This is a genomic window from Bradyrhizobium sp. USDA 336 (assembly GCF_044908355.1).
GTDB lineage: Bacteria > Pseudomonadota > Alphaproteobacteria > Rhizobiales > Xanthobacteraceae > Bradyrhizobium > Bradyrhizobium yuanmingense.
In genome coordinates this window covers 1,656,284-1,674,231 of sequence record NZ_JBIYDC010000002.1, presented here as the reverse complement: position 1 = coordinate 1,674,231, position 17,948 = coordinate 1,656,284, and the positions used below count along the sequence as shown (strand labels likewise).

The following is a 17,948-nucleotide window of genomic DNA, read 5'->3' as shown; positions in this document are numbered from 1 at the left end:
TCTCCATGTGGTCGAGAGTGCGAACAACAGGCGAGCTGGAGCCAAGTTCCTGAAATTACCGGCACCGTCTCGAAGCTAAATGACCGTTTGAAGCCGCCGTCTCAGAACCGAACTACTCCGAGCAGGAAGAGCAGCGCCACCGTGACCAGGCCGGAGATCAGCAGCGAGCCGAGACATCCCAGCCGGTTCGAGAAAAAGAAGAACATGCGTTGCCCGCTGTGAAGCTTGCTGTCGGGCTAATCTCTCACATTCGATAGCGTTCCTGACGCAAGTCCGTGCATCCCTTGGCTCGAGCGCGCTGCGCTTTCGTCCACGGTGTCATTGAGACAGGTCAACACAGGCAAGCCGAAGCTCTGGAATTCTGATCGCGACAACGCAACGGAGGCGGCCATGCCACAGCAGAGCAGCATGCATTTCCTTCTCAATTGGGCCAAGGAGCGGATCGACGAGATGGACGCCGCGTTGGCGTCGTTCGAGGTCAAGGCCGGCCAGGCCAAGGCTGAGTCCAAGGTCAAGACCGATCAGCTCCTCGCCGATCTGACCCAGCGCCGCGACGAGTTTCAGGCACTGCTCAAGGCCAAGGCGCAGGCGGGTGAAGCGGCCTGGGCCGACGCCAAGGCCGATCTGGAGCGGCAATGGAATGGATTCGAAGCCCAGGTGAAGACCTATTTCGAAGACGCTGGCAAGCAGCTCGAGCAACAGCAGGTCACGTTCAAGGGCATTGCGGCAGCACAGGCCAAGGCCTGGCGCGAAGCCGCAGACAAGTTCCGCGAGGCCGCGGGCAAGGTTGCCACAGCCCGCGCCGCGGACGTCGAAGCCGCGCTCCAGCAGTTGAAGTCCGACGCCTCCGAGGCGGAAGCACGTCTGCAGAAGTTGAAGCAGGCGGGCAGCGATTCCTGGTCTGTGATGAGCGCCGCACTCGCCGAGTCCCGCAAGGCCTTCGATCAAGCCAATCAGGCCGCGTGGAACGCGCCGAAGGGTAGTGATACCAAGAGCTGAATTGAGAGAGGCGGCCCCGCATCGGCCGGGGGGCATGATGATGCAGGGCCGCCGGACGGCTCCTGCCCCGTGAAACCGAGACCGTCGCCGGTGCAACAAGCCACCTGCCGAGAGGACGTTCCCGCCCTCTTCTCAATGTCTTCAGCTGTGACCCAATTCCCACACACAGCCTGCGTCGTCGAACGGGTCGCAGGCGCCGCTCTGGTGCGACGGCCGCGACCTGCGCCGCGGTGGTCGGCACGATTGGCGCGGCACTGCAAGAGCCAGCTTGGAGGCTAGTTCAGCGTGACCGTCGGGACGCCCGCGGATCGGGGCGATCCCATTAATTGGAAGACTTGTGCTCCCGGTTGAGCAGCTCCAATCGCCGTTCGAGCTCTTCCTTTTTGGCTACGAGTCGCGCGGCCAGGATGTCATTGACGACCGTGTGGAGTCGCCACAGCTCCTCGAGAGACATGCTCTCAAACGGCTTCCGTTCCATGAATCCCCCGACTCACGAATCGCCCATAGCTTGAGGATAGGAGGGGCAGATGGCAACTCGGGGACTGGTTGCGCGGAAAGTTACCTACACCTAACGGCGCCGACATGGTTTATCGGGAGCCGAACGAGCCGGCCTCGTCCGCGAACGGCGCAGCCGCTTGCGCAAGGATCGATGGCGGGAGTTTTCAAGCGCCACGATCATCCCGCCATCATGTGGTTAATTTTGTCCACGCCTTCGAGGCGGGCGCTTCGGCGTGCTTCTTGCCAAGCAGATCTCCCAAGCAAGGAGGCGTGCACCAATGGCACAACGAGGCCGCATTCTTACACACCGGAGCCCCGATCTGAAGCAGATCGCCCGCGAGTTGGTGAGACTCCTCGACGCCCTCGAGGAGCTTGATGTCCTGAGAGAAAAGGTCCGGCTTGCCGAGGCCGCACGGGTGTTACATTAGCGCGCCTCTGCTTTCGAAATTGAAGCGCGCGACGACTCCCGAGCCCGCGGTCCGCCGGCAATACAATGGCGGAAGGGGTGTCTTGTCAACTCTATTGATTGTGCACGCTTTTCTGCGCAGGTGCGAATAAATACTACGGTGTTTTCAACGGTTGAGTCGGCACTACCGAAACCGTAGTTTTTGTCCCAGAGGTGGGCCCCTTCCCTGGCCAAAACGGGTGACGTGCAATTTTGCTGTCTCTCTACGGCAAAGTGCGTGAAAGAGCGGATTGCTGAGCCCTTCGATCCGCCCTCTCCTTCTATTTGAGACCGTGAGACAATCGCCAGTCGTGAACCGACCGGCTAGCGTCCACCGTTAGATTCTCAAGCACGACGGGCCCTCTCACACGTGCCTATGCAGTCCCCAGAACGCAATAAGGAGAAGGGCCACGGCTCCAATTCCCAGTAGCATGAGAATAGCTTCCAGCATGACGAATCAAGCTCCGCCCGTGCCCAGGCTACACTCCGGTGGGGAATTGTCATCAAAGGCTGAGCCGCGCGCGCAGATCGAAGGTTCTGCAAGTTGGCACGCGCGTTCAAATCGCGTGCCGGGCGGCTCCCTTTCGCGATCCCGACATAGCGTGCTCGAAGATGAGCGCACCGAGCATCGCATTAGCCACTCGTCGTGAGCTTTAACGTCCAGAAGACCGGTGCAGAGTGAGAGACCTTGCGAGACGGAAACTGAAGGCCGAGATGGATCGCGCTGAGCGAAAATTTAGATAGGAGATTGCTTTATGACTATCGTCGCAGAGTGGAATTCGGCGAACCGACGCCGATGATCAGCGGGCCTGAGTTGGTCTTCGGGCGCTTTGCGGGCGCGCGTCGCGAGCTCATGAAGCCGTCGAAACTGCTGGCAGCAATATCTCATCCGTTGTCAGTGGATATTCGAAGTCAGGATATCGGGGTAAGCCGCGGCCCATCTTCGTAGCTACTCACCGTAGCTATTTGTGCGACGTTCCCGTTGATCTAAAGAAATCGATGTCTTTTCAGTATCCTGTCGTTGTTGGTGTGGAGGAGCGGATGTCGTCCGACTGCTGATATCGCGGTAGCACTGCTCATCTCCTTGGCGCCGGACAAGCCGACTGCAAGTCGATGTCGCCGATAGCGAAAGCCGCTCTACGATGCGCGTCGGAGGAGACGGCTAAGCAGCTCCAGTCGTCGTTCCAACCGGTCCTTCTTCGCCAGAAGCCTAGCGGCGAGGATATTGTTGACGAGCCTGTGGAGTTGCCACAGCTCTTCAAGCGGCATGCTCTTGAATGGCTTCTGTTCCATGAATCCCCCTGACTCACAGGGCCATAGCTTGGAGTGAACAGACGGGCCCGGTAATCGGACGCCGGTTGAGCGCGAAGGCTTTCTACACCTCGTCCGATTCCTCTCCACCGAGCCAAACTCGCCTGAACAGGAAGGGCGCGCTTAGGCTCAAAGATGATGAGCTTTCGTTAGACTGCTTCGGTTGCAACCGAACTGTTTCAATCAGGGATGGGAAGCGGCCCAGCCCCGAGGCAACGCCCGTATTCGGAGCTTAGGCGCAAGTCGGATGAAAGATCCACCGGCTCGTTCGCACCCCGTGCTCAGATGGCGCATAGCTACAGAACAGGATGCGACGCGACTTCCATGACGGCCATGATGCAGTGAGCTGCTTTCCGCGCGGTGACACCCGCCTATGGATCCGAATACCCCCAGAACTCAAGCCCTGCTCCGCCATATCGCCCTGAGACAGCCTCGCCATCCCTCGGATCGTGCAAGAAGAGACCACCAAACCCGATGATCTTCGGCTCGCTCTTGTCAATATCGGCTGTCAGCGTTCGCGGAAGGCACGATTCATCTGATCAGTGAATGGTTTCGCCAGATACGAGGCGGCGGTTCTCTCCAGGGTCGAAACAAATACCTCGGCTGGCATGCCGGGCACCAGCTTCATGCCATTTAGTTGAACTACCGCATCCTCGGTCGGAAGCAGGTGAACGTGCGCGATGTAGTGCTCTTGGCCGTTGGAGGGATCGCGGGCCGAGGCCGGCGACACCATCGCGACCCTGCCCTTGAGTTCCGGCGTGGTGGTGCGGTTGAAGGCGGAGAGGCGGATGCGCGCCGGCTGTCCAACTCTGACTTGGTCGATATCCGCAGGCGAGATCCGGATCTCGAACTTGAGGTCGGCGTCCTCTGGCACCACAGTGGCGATCTTGGCCGCCGGCGTGATGACGCCGCCGACGGTGTAAGCGAACAATTCATTGATATACCCCGACGCCGGAGAGCGTATCTCGGTGCGGGACAGGCGGTCCTCGACAGCGAGCTTGCGTTCCTGGAGTTCGGCGATGCGTGCCTCCACCGTGCGAAGATCCTTCTGGGCCTCGGTCGAAGCGTTCTGGTCCACGGCGATGATTTGCACACGGATTTCGCTGGTCCGCACCCTGGCGCGGGCGATGCTCGCCTGGATCTCGCCCTGCTCACCCATGATGCGCGCATAGTCACGCTGGGAAGTGTAGACACGCTGATACTCGACGATCTTGCGGTCGAACAATGACTGCAGCTTCTCGCGTTCGGCGCCGACAAGCCTGCCTTCCTCCTCCTTGGCGGCAAGGCGGGCTTCCATGCCTCTAATTTCTTCGCCTGTCTGGGCGATGCTGAGCTCGAGCTGCTCCTTCTGGCTGTCGCGCGCAGTCTTGTTACCGGTGAATAGCCTCGTCTCGCCGTGGATCACCGCCCCGGCAGTCGATGGAAACAGCGTGTGCATGTCCGAGGGGAATTCGATCGACGGCAAGTTGTCGCGCTCGGCCACCAAACGGGCGCGGCGTCCGAGCGCCTCGACCATCTGCGCACGCACGATCAGATGCTCGGCCTTGATCTGGACGTCGTCCAAGGTCGCCAGCACCTGACCTTCCCGCACCTGGTCGCCCTGGCGCACCGCCAAAGACTTGACGATGCCGCCATCGCGATGCTGCACCTCCTTGAGGTTCTGGTCGACCTTCACGGTACCGGCCGCGACCACAGCGCCTTCCAGCATCGCCCAGGCCGCCCAGCCGCCGCACCCGGCCACCAGCAACGCAGTCAGCACAAGACCAGCCAGAATGCGCGGCCACAGTCGCAGCGGCCGTTGGCGGACCGCGTCCCGCCGCGGGACCGGCTGCACGAATTCGGATGCATCGACGTGCTTCATGGTTTCGCTCTCAGAAGTGGAGTGGAGTGAATTGTAGATTGTGGTGGCCCGCGACCTCGATGGTCATGACGTCCTCGTCATCGCTGCGCGCGACGTCGATCGCGGTGTATTTGCTATCGGCGAGTTCCTCAAAACGGAAGCGCACGGACCGGTTTTGCTGGCTGCCATCCTTTTCGTCGAGGTAGATTTGCTCGAACAAGTCGGCGACCTTTTCCTCGGCATCGTCGCCGTCCTTGATGGTGATCTGATAGGTAGCCGCCACGATTTTGTCGCCGACGGTGAAGTCGGTGATCTTCTTCACGGTGTTCAGTTCCGAAACTCCGTCGTCGTCGCACTGGAACGTGAAGCAGTCGTCACCTGCGCCGCCGGTCAAAACCACCGGTCCATTTCCGGCGTAAATCATGTCGTTGCCCGAGCCTGCGATGATCTCCTCGAAGCCGTTGATCAGATCCTTGCCGATTTCGACCCCTTGCGCGGTGCCATTGCGCAGGTCAATGGTGACGGTAATCGTGGTCTCCGAATAGTCTAGGACGTCGTTGCCCGAATTGCCCTCGTATTGGTCGTCGACGCCGTCGGCGGACGCCAGCACGACGTCGTCGCCGCAACCGCCCTCGACCTTGTCCGAGCCCGCGCCGTCGGCGATGGTGTCGTTGCCGGCGCCGCCTACCAGCACGTCGTCCCCGGCGCCGCCGGTCAACCCATCATCGCTCGCACCGCCGATGACGATCTCGAGTTCGACAATGTGGTCCGCGCCGATACCCGCGCCGGAGGCCCGCTGCGCGGCGAGATTGACGGTTACGGCGGAGGTAGCCGAAGCATAGCTCAACGTATCCGTCCCGGCTCCGCCCTTCAGCGTGTCGTTGCCCGCGCCGCCGGTCACGACGTCGTCGCCACCGCCACCGTCGATCGAAGCCGCGGTCGCCCCGGCCGTCAGTTCGTCGTTCGCCCCGCCGCCGATGACGGCCTCGATGTCCGAAATCACATCGTTGCCGATGTCGGCGCCAAAGGCCCGGCCCGCGGCGAGATTCACGGTCATGGGTGAGCTCGCTGCTGAATAGTCCAGCATGTCGTTGCCCGTCCCGCCGCTGAAGTTGTCGTCCGCGGCGTCTGCCGACGCCAGCAGATGGTCGTCGCCATCACCGCCGTGAACTTGGTCAGGGCCCGCCCCGTCGGACAGGATGTCGTTACCTGCACCGCCCGCTATTCGGTCCGCGCCGCCGCCGCCATCGAGGGTGTCATTGCCGGCGCCGCCGTCGAGAGTGTCGTTCCCGGCTCCGGACAACAGGATGTCGCGGCCTGCGCCGCCATCGAGATGGTCGTTGCCGGCCTCACCGATCAAAGTGTCGTCGCCGTCCTCGCCGAACAAGCGGTCGTTGCCGGCGCCACCGAACACCACGTCGTCACCAGCGCCCGCAAATACGATATCGTTGCCGTCGCCGGCATAGACCACATCGTGGCCAGCGCCCGCCAAAATATGGTCGTCGCCGGCGCCGCCCGAGATGCGGTCGTCGCCACCTCTGGCGTCGATGTTGTCGGCGCCGCCGAGCGCCACAATGGTTTCGGCGCATTGGGTGCCGAGTAGGTTTTCGTCCGCATCGGTTCCTGTGATCGGCAGCGCCTCGACGACGTTGAAGTAGGCCGTCTGCATTACGACGTGGGTGCCGTCGCTGATCGCATAAGTCAGCTTGACCTCACCGAGCATGCCTTGGTCGCGGTCGAATTCCCAGCCGTCCTCGGCCGGGGTGAGCGTGCCGGAGGACGAATAGATGCCGACCACGGTTAGGGTGTCGCCGTCCGGGTCGATGGTGCCGGCCAAGAGCGCCGCTAGCGATATCGCCAGCCCGTTGCAAGCCACGGCGTCAGGAAGGTGCACGGCGCCCGAGACGCGCGGAGCGCGGTTGCGGTGATCGGGTGACGGAGGCTCGCGCTCAGCGCGCGGATTTGGGCGCCTGTCGTCGCCCCCTCCGCCACCCCCACCGCCACCGCCAGCTCCTCCTACAGAAGGGTTCTCCTGGCGCGGCAGCGGTCGGTTGTCATTGGCGATCTTCGGGCTTTCACCCGACCCTCTTTCCAGCATGGGTCTATCAGTGCGAGCCCGAGCACTGAAATCGGTTGCTCCGGACGAGCCGGGTTGCTCGTCGGTAGGGGCCGAGATCCTGACCTTGTCGCTTCGCCCGGACGCTTCGGCGGGCGCGGGCTCCTCTCCAGGTCCCGGCTCCTCGGCGGTCGCCAGCGCTTCCTCCCTCAAGGTCCCCTCCTCGGCGCCCGAGCCGCGGGGCTGGCCGCGGGCCTCGCCGGCGTCCAGCGTCGCGGGCAGGAAGCTCTTGAGATAGGCCGAGAACGAGCCAACGATCAGCAGGAAGATCAGCGGCACGAAGCGGCGGCCGCGATCCTCCTTCTCCTGATAGTCCTCATGACCAGGCACGGCCGCCTTGATACTCTGCCGGGTGGCCTGGACGTTGATTGTCATGCAGGTCTCCGGATCTTCGGCTCGGGCATTTTGGGATCAGGAAGCATGTCGGCCGGCGCCGTCGGCGCAGGCTGCAGGGCCGGGGTCATGATGTCCTGCTTCTTGCCGAAGGCGATCATGCGGCCGGCCTGGACGATGGCGACGAGATCGACCGCCACCAGCGCGCTCGGCCGGTGCGCGATCACAATCGCAATGCCGCCGCGGGCACGGATGCCCTCGATGGCCGCGGTCAGCGCCGCTTCGCCCTCGCCGTCGAGGTTCGAGTTCGGCTCGTCCATCACTACCACGAAGGGGGCGCCATAGAGCGCTCGCGCCAGCGCGATGCGTTGGCGTTGCCCGGCAGAGAGCGCGCTGCCCTGCGGCCCCAACCTCGTCCGGTAACCTTCCGGCATCTTGACGATCATTTCGTGAACGCCTGCGGACTTGGCGGCCTCGATCACTTTACGGTAGTCGGGATCGGGTTGGAGACGACAGATGTTCTCCTCTATGGTGGCGTCCATCAGGGCGACCTCCTGGGGGAGGTAGCCGATGTGTCTGCCGAGGTCTTCCTCGCGCCACTGGGTGAGGTCGGCGCCGTCGAGCCGGACGCTGCCGCGCACCGTTGGCCAGATGCCAGTCAGCGCCCTCACCAGCGTAGTCTTGCCGCCGGCGCTGGGGCCGATGATGCCGAGGGCCTGTCCAGCCTCGAGTTCGAAGCCGACCTCGCTCAGCACCACCTGACCGGATCCCGGGACGGCGATGGTGATCTTTTCGACGGAGAGGCGTGCAACCGGGTCGGGCAGCTGCATCGGCTCGTCGGCAGCGGCGAGTGCGATTACAGTGTCGCGCAGGCGATGATAAGCCATACGCGCAGCGATGAAGGCTTTCCAATTGCCAATTGCCAGATCGACGGGCGCCAGCGCGCGGGCAGAAGCGACCGAGACGGCGATGATGGCGCCGGCCGAAAGCTCCCCCTTGATGGCGAGGTAGGCGCCGAGCCCGAGCAGAGCCGACTGCAGTATCATGCGGAGCACGCGCGAGATCGCAGCGAAGGTACCGGTGATGTCGTTGGCCCGGGTCTGCAAGTCGAGATGCTCGGCATTTGCCTCGTTGAAGCGGCCGACGGCGCGGCCGGCGAAGCCCATCGCCTTGAGGACTTCGGCGTTGCGGGCGTTGCAGTCCGCGATGCCGTTGCGTTCCATCGCCGCCTTGCGGGCGGCCAGGATGAGGCGCCGAGTCATGACCTCGCTGACGACGGTCAGCACGACGAGAACCAGAGCGCCGGCGAAAGTGAGTGCGCCGAGCAGCGGATGGAGGAAGTAGATGAAGGCGAGGTAAATCGGCATCCACGGTAGGTCGAACAGCGCCGAAGGGCCCTGGCTGCCGAGAAAACCGCGTACGGTGTCGACGTCGCGCCCGCGCTCCAGCGCTTCGGAAGTAGAGAACCCGAAGCGCGGCATGTCGATGGCAGCGGTGCGCCAGGGGCGCGATGTTGCGGTCGATCCGGGCACCGACCCGCACCAGCACCTGGGAGCGGACGACGTCGAATCCGCCCTGACACAGATAGAGCCCAATCGCGAGCGCCGACAGCACCAGCAGGGTCGGAATGCTGCCGCTGGTCAGAGCGCGATCGTAGATTTGCATCATGTAGACGGAGCCGGTGAGCGCCAGCACGTTGATCATGCCGGAGATTACGAAGAGGAACAGGACAATGCCGCGGAAACCGCGCGTCAGTTCGGCCAGGCGCCGCCGCTTGGCGGGGGTAAGCTCTTTTGACTTCGGCATTTGACAGGAGCCATGTGGTACGAGGGAGCTGACACGGGCAGGAACGGGATGCAGCGCGCCTCCCGTTCCGACGACTCGTGGGCTAGAGCGTGACGTTGGAGCCGAGGTTCTGGTGGCCCGCGATCTCGATCTTGAAGTCAGCGGCGGCGTTGCCGTCGACATTGCCCTGGACGACGGTAAATTCCTGGCCGTCGCGCGTCTCGAAGGTCACGGCGAGCTGCCCCGCCGCGGTGAAGGCGGCGTCCGAAACCAGCGTAAAGCTCTGGTTGCCGTCTGCGGCGTAGTTCGCATCGATGCCGCTGAGGTCGATCCGGTCGCCCGGCTCGAAGTCGACGATGGTGTCGCCCTTCGCCGCTTCCACCGAGTTGAAGCGGAAGGTGTCGTCCCCGAGTCCTCCTTTCATCACGTTGACGCCGGTGCCGGCGACGATGACGTCGTTGCCGGAGCCCGTCGTGACGTTCTCGATGCCCCATAGCGTGTCATTGCCGGTCTGGGAGCTCGAGGCGCTACCGTTCATCAGAGGTCCGGAGCTCAGATTGACGGTGACGGCTACACTCGCCGCCGACATGTCCAGCGTATCGTTGCCGGAGCCGCCGGTGCCTTCGTCGCCGAAATAGGCGTCGTTGCCGTCTCCGATCTCGGTCACGATCAGGTCGTTGCCAGCACCGCCGAACACCGTATCGTCGCCCTTGCCGGCATTGATCAGGTCGTTGCCCTCCTCGCCGAAGATGCGGTCCGCTCCGTCATCACCGTAGACGATGTCTGCATCCGACCCGGCCAACACGTGGTCGTCGCCCGCGCCGGCGGAGATCACGTCGCGGCCGCTGCCTGCGTTGACAAAGTCGGCACCCTCGCCTGCCACGATCGCATCTGCCCCGGCACCTCCGATGGCGATGTCATCTCCGGCGAAGGCGACGATGTTGTCGTCGGCCGCGGTGCCGACGAGCGTGTCGGTCTGCGCGGTCCCGGTCCGGACTACACCGGTTGCCGTGGTCTCCTCGTCGTCGCCATCATCGTGCGGCGTTTCGTTCTCGTCTTCGTCTTCGTCCGGTTCGTCTGTCCGGAACTGGGAGGGCACGACGCCGGTGAAGGTGACCGAATGGGTCCCGTTCGAGATGGTTCGGGTGCCATTCTGGTTCTCGACCAAGTGGTAGGTCGTGAGATCCGCTCCTTCCGGAAGCTCGATCACATCTTCGGCCTGCAGGGCGCCTATGATGGTATCGTTGCCGCCGTTGGACTTGAACACGATGCGATGGGCCGAAGTCAGGGCCGAGATGTCGATCGTGTCGTCACCTTCCTCACCATCGATGGTGATGGTGTTGAGGCGCAGGCTGGTGCCGGAGAAGTCGCCGATCACCTGGATCGTGTCGCCGCCTGCGCTGCCGCTGCCGACGGGTTCCGAGTTGTTGATTCGGATCTCCTCGATCTCGCGCAACTCGGCGATGACCGAATTGGCAAAATCGGTATTCGCGCCGCGCGTGACGACAATCTCCGTGGCCCCATTGAGGTTGGCCCCGATGTTGCCGGGCAGCGCATCCCAGGCGGCACGGGTGTAGATGCGGTAGGTCTCCGCGACGGCGGCGTTGCCGGTGATCACGAAGGTATCGCCCAGAGCTCCCTCGGCTCCGCCGTTGACGATATCGCGACCGTCGGAGTTGGTCAGCGACGTCGCGGTCGCGGTGTTGGCGTTCCAGTTGAAAGTGTCGTCGCCATCATCGCCATTCAGCGTGTCGTTGCCGGTGCCGCCATTCACGATGTCGCTTCCACCACCGGCATTGACCGAATCGTTGCCAGCAAGGGCATTGATCGTATCGGCATTGACGGTCCCGTTCAGCGGGACGTTGTTGCCTGCCGTTCCGTTGATCGTCGAGGCCGGCGTCGTCGCCAGGGTGAAATCGTTGATGTCGATGGAGGCGTTGCCGATGCCATTGATCGTGATCGTGCCTTGGATCGGCGAGGCCGCACCGCCCTCCCTGATCGTGAGCACGGTGTTGCCACCGGACGCGCTCTCGAAGACACGGGTGGCAAAATTGGCCGCCGTGACTCCAAGACCCGAGAGATCGATCTTGTCCTGGGTGGCCGCGGTGCCCCCGTCTGCATCGAAGCTGCTGATGGTATCGTTGCCGAAGCCGCTCGCGTTGTAGACGATCGTGTTGAAGCCGGTGCCGACATCGATGAGGTCGTTGCCTTCGCCACCTATGATCACGTCGTTGTTGTCGCCGCCGGACAGGGTATCGTTGCCGGTACCGCCGTCGAGCAGATCGTTGCCGCCGTTGCCCGTCAGGACGTCGAGACCGCCGCCACCGAACAATTGATTGGTGGCGTTGTTTCCGACGATCGTGTTGTCGAGAGCGTTGCCGGTTCCGTTGATCGTATTGCCTCCGACCAGGTTCATATTCTCGACGTTGGTGCCAAGAGTGTAGCTGATGGACGAGTCGACCCGATCGATTCCGCCCGAACCCGCGGCGATCTCATTGACCACGTCGCCGGCATCATCAACGACGTAGATATCGTTGTCGGCGCCGCCCGCCATGGCGTCGCCCCCGGCACCGCCATTGAGCGTGTCGGTGCCGATGCCGCCGTTCAGCGTATCGCCATCGTCGCCGCCGTTCAGCGTATCGTTGCCGTCGCCGCCGAGCAGGCTGTCGGCGCCGAGCCCGCCGGTCAGCGTGTCGTTGCCCAGAAGTCCGCTCAGGGTGTCGGCGAGGTCGCCGCCGGTGATGACGTTGTTGAGATCGTTGCCGGTACCGACGAACGGATCGGCATCAATGCCCGTGTATGCCAGGTTCTCCACGTTGGCGACCGCTTCGATCGACAACACGGCCATTTCGGTCTCGATCGTGTCGGTGCCCTGGTTCAAGGCTTCGACCACGACGTCTGCGATATCGTCGACGACGTAGGTGTCGTTGCCGTTCAGGCCGATCATCACGTCCGCATCGAGCCCGCCGTCGAGAAGGTCGCCATCACCGGCTCCCGAACCGCCGACCAGAAGGTCTTCGCCAGCTCCGCCTTGCAGCTCGTTGTCGCCGGTGCCGCCGAAGATCAGGTCGTTTCCGCTGCCGCCGATGATCTCGTCGTTGGTAAGGTTCTCGCCGGCGACGAAGTTGTTAGCCGTAGATGCCGCGAGGTTGATCGTGCGGCTGAAACCGGTCGGATCGGCACGGTTGACGATGTAGTCCTCGAAACCGAGCAGATAGCCATTGTAGGTGGCGCCGGTGAAGTTGATGCTCTCGATGCCCCGCTGCGGATTGCCACCGTCGAAGTGATTGATGGCGGTCACCGTCTGTCCGTTCACGGCGACGACAAGGTCGCCATTGGCCGTGCCGGTATCATTGTCTGCGGCATTCAGCGTCGTGAGCGCAACCGGGAGGTCCTCTGTGCTGCCCGTCTGGATCACGAGCCGATCGGCCGAACCGCCGTTGTCGAGTTCGGTGATCGTGTCGTTCCCGTCGCCCAGGCGGACGTTGTAGGTGTCGTTGCCGAGGCCGCCGTTGAGCGCATCGTTACCGAGACCGCCGTCGAGTGCATCATTGCCGTCGCCGCCGTTGAGCGTGTCGGTTCCGTCGCCGCCAATCAGGATGTCGTTGCCACCAAGACCATTGAGCACGTCGTTTCCGCCGAGCCCCACGACCAGGTCGTTGCCGTCGTTGCCCACGGGGGCGCCCGGGTTGGTGCCATTGAGAGCCGGATCGTTGCCCGGCGTTCCCATGATGATGTTAAATGACTCGCCGCCCGCGAACTCGACCCGCTCGATGCCGCGCAGCTTGTCGGATCCGTCGCCATCCGCGACGGTGTGTGTCACCTGTATGGTGCCGTCGGCATTGCCGGCGAAGATGTATTCGCTGGCAGCGCCCGAGAACACCGCGGTATCGGTGTCGACGACCGCGTCGCCCGTAGCCAGGATCTCGCGCACGATCACGAGCTGACCCGGATTGTACGTGCCGGCAAACATGGCGGCAGCGAGCGTCGTCATGCTGCTGTGCGAGTCGACTTCAGGGCCGGTTCCGTCCGAGTTTTGACGGACGCTGATCCGGACGTTCAGCCACTTGTCGCCATCGATGATGTCATCGCCCGCGCGGCCCGTGATCCTGTCGCTGCCGTCGCCACCGAGGATTATGTCACCCGCGGAGTAGGACGTAACGCCGGTCCCCAGGACTGCATCGAGGCCGTTGATCAGCGCAAGGCTCTCGGCCGTGACTGTGCTGCCGGTGTAGCCTTCCGAACCGCCGAGAGATGACGGCAGACGATCGGCGGCCAGGGTATCGGCGCCGGTGAGGATATCGTTGAACCTCGAGCCCGACACGCCTTCGACCGACTCGTAGGCGTCGAGCGTGCCGTTCACGGGCGGGTTGGGGAACTCATCAAACACGATACCGCGCGTCAGGTCCGCGTCGACGCCGAAGGTGTTGTCCTTGTACGTCACCCAGTCCCAACCCGACATACCGGCCAGCTTTCCACGGCCGGGACTGCCAACCATGACGTCGTCGCCGCCCTCGGCGATGAACTCGTCGAAACCGCCATCACCGAGGAACACATCGTGTCCGACGACGCCATCGCGCGCAAAGAGCTCGTCGAAATTGTCGCCCGGCGCGCCGTCGAAAGTGCCGGTCTCGATCCAGTCGTTGCCCTCATTGCCCAGAAGGCGTTCGGCGTTCTTGTTTCCATATATGAAGTCATCGCCTTCACCGCCGAACACCTCGCCGCCGGCGTCGTTGCCCAAGAAGACAAAGTCCTTGCCGGCACCGCCGAGGACGAGATCTAGCCCCGGTCCCGAGTTGATGACGTCGTTGCCGGCGCCGCCCTTGATGTTGTCGTCGCCGCCGAGATCCTTGATGATGTCGTCGCCGTCGCCGCCATTGTGGACGTCGTTGCCGGCGCCACCCTCAAGGAAGTCGTTGCCGGCATCGCCATGGAGCGTGTCGTCACCTTCGCTTGCGATAAGGATATCGTTTCCGGCAGTGCCGCCGAGCACGACGTGCTGATCGCCCGTGTATCGTAGGTAGTTGGTATCCGCACCCGGCGTGGCCGGATTGTTGCGGATGACCAACGGAGTGAGGATTCCGCCGCCAACCGGATCGTTGCCGAGATTGTCGGCACTCTCATCGACTCCAACGGTCAGCGGATCATCCGCCAGGATGCCATCCGCACCGGCCGTCTCACCTAGTCCCGGATTGTATTGCTTGGTTCGGTCGATCTCGAGAATCAGGCCGGGGACCGAGAACACGTCCGATGGCAGATGGGTGGCGTCCGTGTTGCGCATGATCATGGCGGCGAAGGAGTTCGCCTCCATCTCCCCGAACAGATGCAGGCCGTCGAGCCGCTGCAAGTAGTAGAAGCGGTCGCCGTTCTGAAGCTGCTCCAGCGACACCTCGAAAACGAAGTTGAAGGTTGAACCCAGCATGCCGCCGAACGGCAAGATCTTTTCGGCGAGGCCGCCGATCCAAAGATCGACATTCTCCAGGCCCCCCAGGGCGTTGTCGACCCCGTAGGCACCGATGCCGTTGAGGAAGTCCTCGGCATCCGCGGGAACCAACAGGCCGCCGACCGATTGCCCGGTGATGATGGTCAGCGCCGCGTCACGCTTGCCCTCGATGGTCGTCTGGCCGGTGATCAGCGCGTGGTTTCCGTACGCCGCGATGAAGTTGATGATCGACGCCTCGTGCTTGAGGTTGGCAGCGAACTCAACCCAGCTCTCGTAGGGCTTGAGCTCGGCCGCGCTGTTGGTCACCTCGTAGAACTCGCGCCGCGCGGCGTTGAGCGACGGCACGCCGGTATCGCGGCCACGCGCCAGATTGATGGTGGCGAGATCGAGCGGCAGGCCGAGCAGGTTGTTGCGCAACGCACTGGTCACGAACTCGTCGATCTCGTTGCCGACCTGGCGGGTCATACCCCGGATGATCGCGCCGGCCGCGACTTCGTCGGTGACGCCGTGCGCGGTACCGCCCACTTCGTCGAACTCGAATGGATTAAGGAAGCCCTCGATAAGGCCGATATGGCCGGCGTTGAACGACGGATCGAACCGGTCAATCGTCTCGGTCAGCATCGAGTGACCGAAGCGGTAGACGACGTGAGCGAACTCGGCGACAATCGACGGATTGATCGTGACGTCGTAGCCGTCGGGAACAACAAACGGGTTGATCTGGGGCTGAACCTTGCGTGCGAATTCCTCGAACACGAGATGCTGGTACTGCATTTCGGTGCCGAACTTGGCGGCTTGGAACAGTCGTTCCCCGTTCCATTCCAAGTCGCTGACGCCGTCACCGATCACGGCACCTGGCACCAGCCATTCCTGGATGAACGCGTTATCGCCGGTGGCCAGAATGACCGCCTTGGTGTGCTCCACCAAGCGGTTGTGCTCGGCGTGGAAGACATGATGGACCGCGGTCAGGCCGATGTTCTCGTTCACACGGCCGTCGCCCGCGATGAAATGCGCGTCGAGCAGCTCGTTGTCATATGCGCCGGGATCTGCCGGTTGATTTCCTGGATTGCCGAGCCCGATCTCGATGTCGCCATCCGCCAGGCCGGTCGGAACTGCATCGTGAGCGATGTCAGCGAGGAAAGCGTGGCCAATGCGGATGGCACCGGCAATGCCGACAGGAGCATCCGGCGTCCCGGAAATCGTCACATCGTCGGCGGTATTCGGGATGCCATCTGGGCCAATGCCGATGATGACCTGCGGTGTGCCATTCGCTCCGGGGATGAAGTTGCCGTACTGGTCGGTTCTCAGCAGGGGCACATTGCCGACGTCGGAGTCGGTCAGGATGATCCCCAGCATATCGCGAGCCTGAGCCTTTAGCTCGCCCCAGGTCGCCATGCCGCCGTTGGCGCCTTCGATCAGCCTGCCGGTAGCGACCGGCTCTCCATCCGCGTTCAGCACGTATTGCCGCAGGAACACCTGATGCGAAGAATGGGAGGTGTAGGTCTGGTTCTGATCGACAAACGATGTCGTCGTGTTGATGGGTCTAACATCGTCTGCCGTACCCATGATGCCATCGGCTCCGGGCGTAACGGTCGCGCGAGTCAGCACCATGAAGTTGGTGTGGCTGCCCGGTACATACAGCGGATCGTCGGGCTGCAGGGGAATGTAGACAGTACCGCTGCCACCCTTCCCCACCAGGTCGAGGCCGTGGTCGAAGAATTGGCCGAACAGAGTGAACCACGAGTTGAAGGATGCTGACAGGCCGCCGTCCGGCGCGATGTTGGGCAGGCTGATGTTCTCGCCGTCGAATTCGATGCCGAATTCAGCCAGGGTTGTTGCCAGTCCTGCGATAGCCGCCGCTGCCGCCGCGTCTGCCGCATCGCTGGCGGCTTCGGCTGTCGCCTCGTTTGCCACTGCCGTCGCCAGCGCGTCGTTGGCGGCTGTCAGAGCGGCAAGAGCTTCCGCGACAGCATCGGGATCAACCAACGCAGTCAGATCGGCCGTGAGACTCTCGGCAGGCGCAACATTCTCATCCGCCAACGTCGCCGCAGCAGCGATCGTTGCAAAATGCGGTGCTGCAGACTGACCTTCGACCAACGCTCCCCGGGTCGCCACCAACTGCGAGTGCAACGTCAGCGCGTTCGTCTGGACGGCCTGCGCGTCGGCGAATTCGGCATGGCCCACAGATAGCCCAGTCACAACGGCGGCGGCAGCGTTGGAGGCGGCGAGCGCCGCTGTGACTGCGGCCTCGACCGCGGCGATGTCCGCAGCGCTGATGTTGCCACCGACGAACAGTGCAATCGCGGCCGCTTCTGTCGCAGCATCGGCGGCCGCGGCCGCATCGTCGGACGTGGCGGCCAGCGCTGCGACAGCCGCGCCGTTATTCGCAAGGGCAGCGTCATAGGCGGCCTGCGCCGCAACCTGAGTTGCCGTTGCCGCCGCGACGGCTGCCTCGGCGGCAAGCTCGGCAGCCTGTGCAGCGGTAGCGGCAGCGGTTGTCGTGATGATCAGCTCGGCTGCGTTCTGGACAATCACCAGGTCCGCAAACGGATCTGCCGAACCGGCGCGCTCAAGCGCCGTCACGATCGCCGCTGGATTGTTCAGCGTCTGGTCGACGATAAGGTTGGAGATCGTACGGATGCTGCCGTCGACGACAAAGGAGTTCGGATCGTTGGAGGGCGCGTAGGTCGACTGAGTCGGGATCGGGGGCATTCCTCCCGGGCCGTCGAAGTCCAACGGCGTGCCGCTCGCCGGCCGGAAGTCCGTCCCGAGCCCTTCGGGGAATTGGATGTCAGCAGCACCCCACCGCTCCTGCCCCGGCAGCAGATTGTTGTAGGTGCCATCAACCGTACGAAGACCCAAAGAGAGGTTGTAAGCCGGCACAAGCCCACCAACGCCAAACAGCGGCTGACCGCTCGCGTGCGCCTCAGAAATCTTGATCTGCTCCAGGATGAATTCCAGATCGCTCTTGATGTAGGAAACCATGACGCGCTCCCGATGTTGGGCACAGACGCCGCCTAAAGGAGTGAGGTGTCCTGAAGGTGCAGCCGTGAACTCTTGAGCAACTTTGAGGCTTGGAAGCCGTGTGCGGAATGGAGGAAGGTCCGACCGCATTTCAGACAAAGGTCGGAATGATCTTCAGACCTTGGTCCGAAGGAAGAGACTGGCCACAGCCTATTTG

General features: G+C 63.1%; 4 protein-coding genes and 1 pseudogene. 1 reads left to right on the top strand and 4 read right to left on the bottom strand.

What is annotated here, in order from left to right; translation table 11 throughout:
- The first annotated feature begins 390 nt into the window (after window positions 1-390).
- The gene (locus ABIA45_RS08755; protein ID WP_404651726.1) at window positions 391-999 is read left to right on the top strand and encodes a hypothetical protein; all 609 of its coding nucleotides are present in this window, start codon (window positions 391-393) and stop codon (window positions 997-999) included.
- A 2,762-nt stretch (window positions 1,000-3,761) separates the two neighbouring features.
- On the opposite strand, the gene ABIA45_RS08750 is transcribed toward ABIA45_RS08755, so the two are convergent.
- The 4 genes and pseudogenes from ABIA45_RS08750 to ABIA45_RS08735 all read right to left on the bottom strand — a co-directional run bounded on the left by ABIA45_RS08750 (window position 3,762) and on the right by ABIA45_RS08735 (window position 17,752).
- The gene (locus ABIA45_RS08750) at window positions 3,762-5,087 is read right to left on the bottom strand and encodes an HlyD family type I secretion periplasmic adaptor subunit (protein WP_370157857.1); all 1,326 of its coding nucleotides are present in this window, start codon (window positions 5,085-5,087) and stop codon (window positions 3,762-3,764) included.
- A gap of 37 nt (window positions 5,088-5,124) precedes the next feature.
- Window positions 5,125-7,584 carry a calcium-binding protein gene (locus tag ABIA45_RS08745; RefSeq protein WP_404651725.1) on the bottom strand — a complete coding sequence of 820 codons (2,460 nt, stop codon included), beginning with the start codon at window positions 7,582-7,584 and terminating at the stop codon, window positions 5,125-5,127.
- A pseudogene (locus ABIA45_RS08740) lies at window positions 7,581-9,348 on the bottom strand (type I secretion system permease/ATPase). Before ABIA45_RS08740 ends, ABIA45_RS08745 begins: the two are co-directional and overlap by 4 nt.
- A gap of 82 nt (window positions 9,349-9,430) precedes the next feature.
- Window positions 9,431-17,752: a peroxidase family protein gene (locus ABIA45_RS08735; protein WP_404651724.1), complete on the bottom strand. Its 8,322-nt coding sequence runs from the start codon at window positions 17,750-17,752 to the stop codon at window positions 9,431-9,433.
- Window positions 17,753-17,948: the final 196 nt, after the last annotated feature.

Coding starts and splice junctions, on each gene's coding strand:
- ABIA45_RS08755 (WP_404651726.1), top strand. CDS start 391: ATGCCACAGCAGAGCAGCATGCATTTCCTTCTCAATTGGGCCAAGGAG.
- ABIA45_RS08735 (WP_404651724.1), bottom strand. CDS start 17,752: ATGGTTTCCTACATCAAGAGCGATCTGGAATTCATCCTGGAGCAGATC.
- ABIA45_RS08745 (WP_404651725.1), bottom strand. CDS start 7,584: ATGACAATCAACGTCCAGGCCACCCGGCAGAGTATCAAGGCGGCCGTG.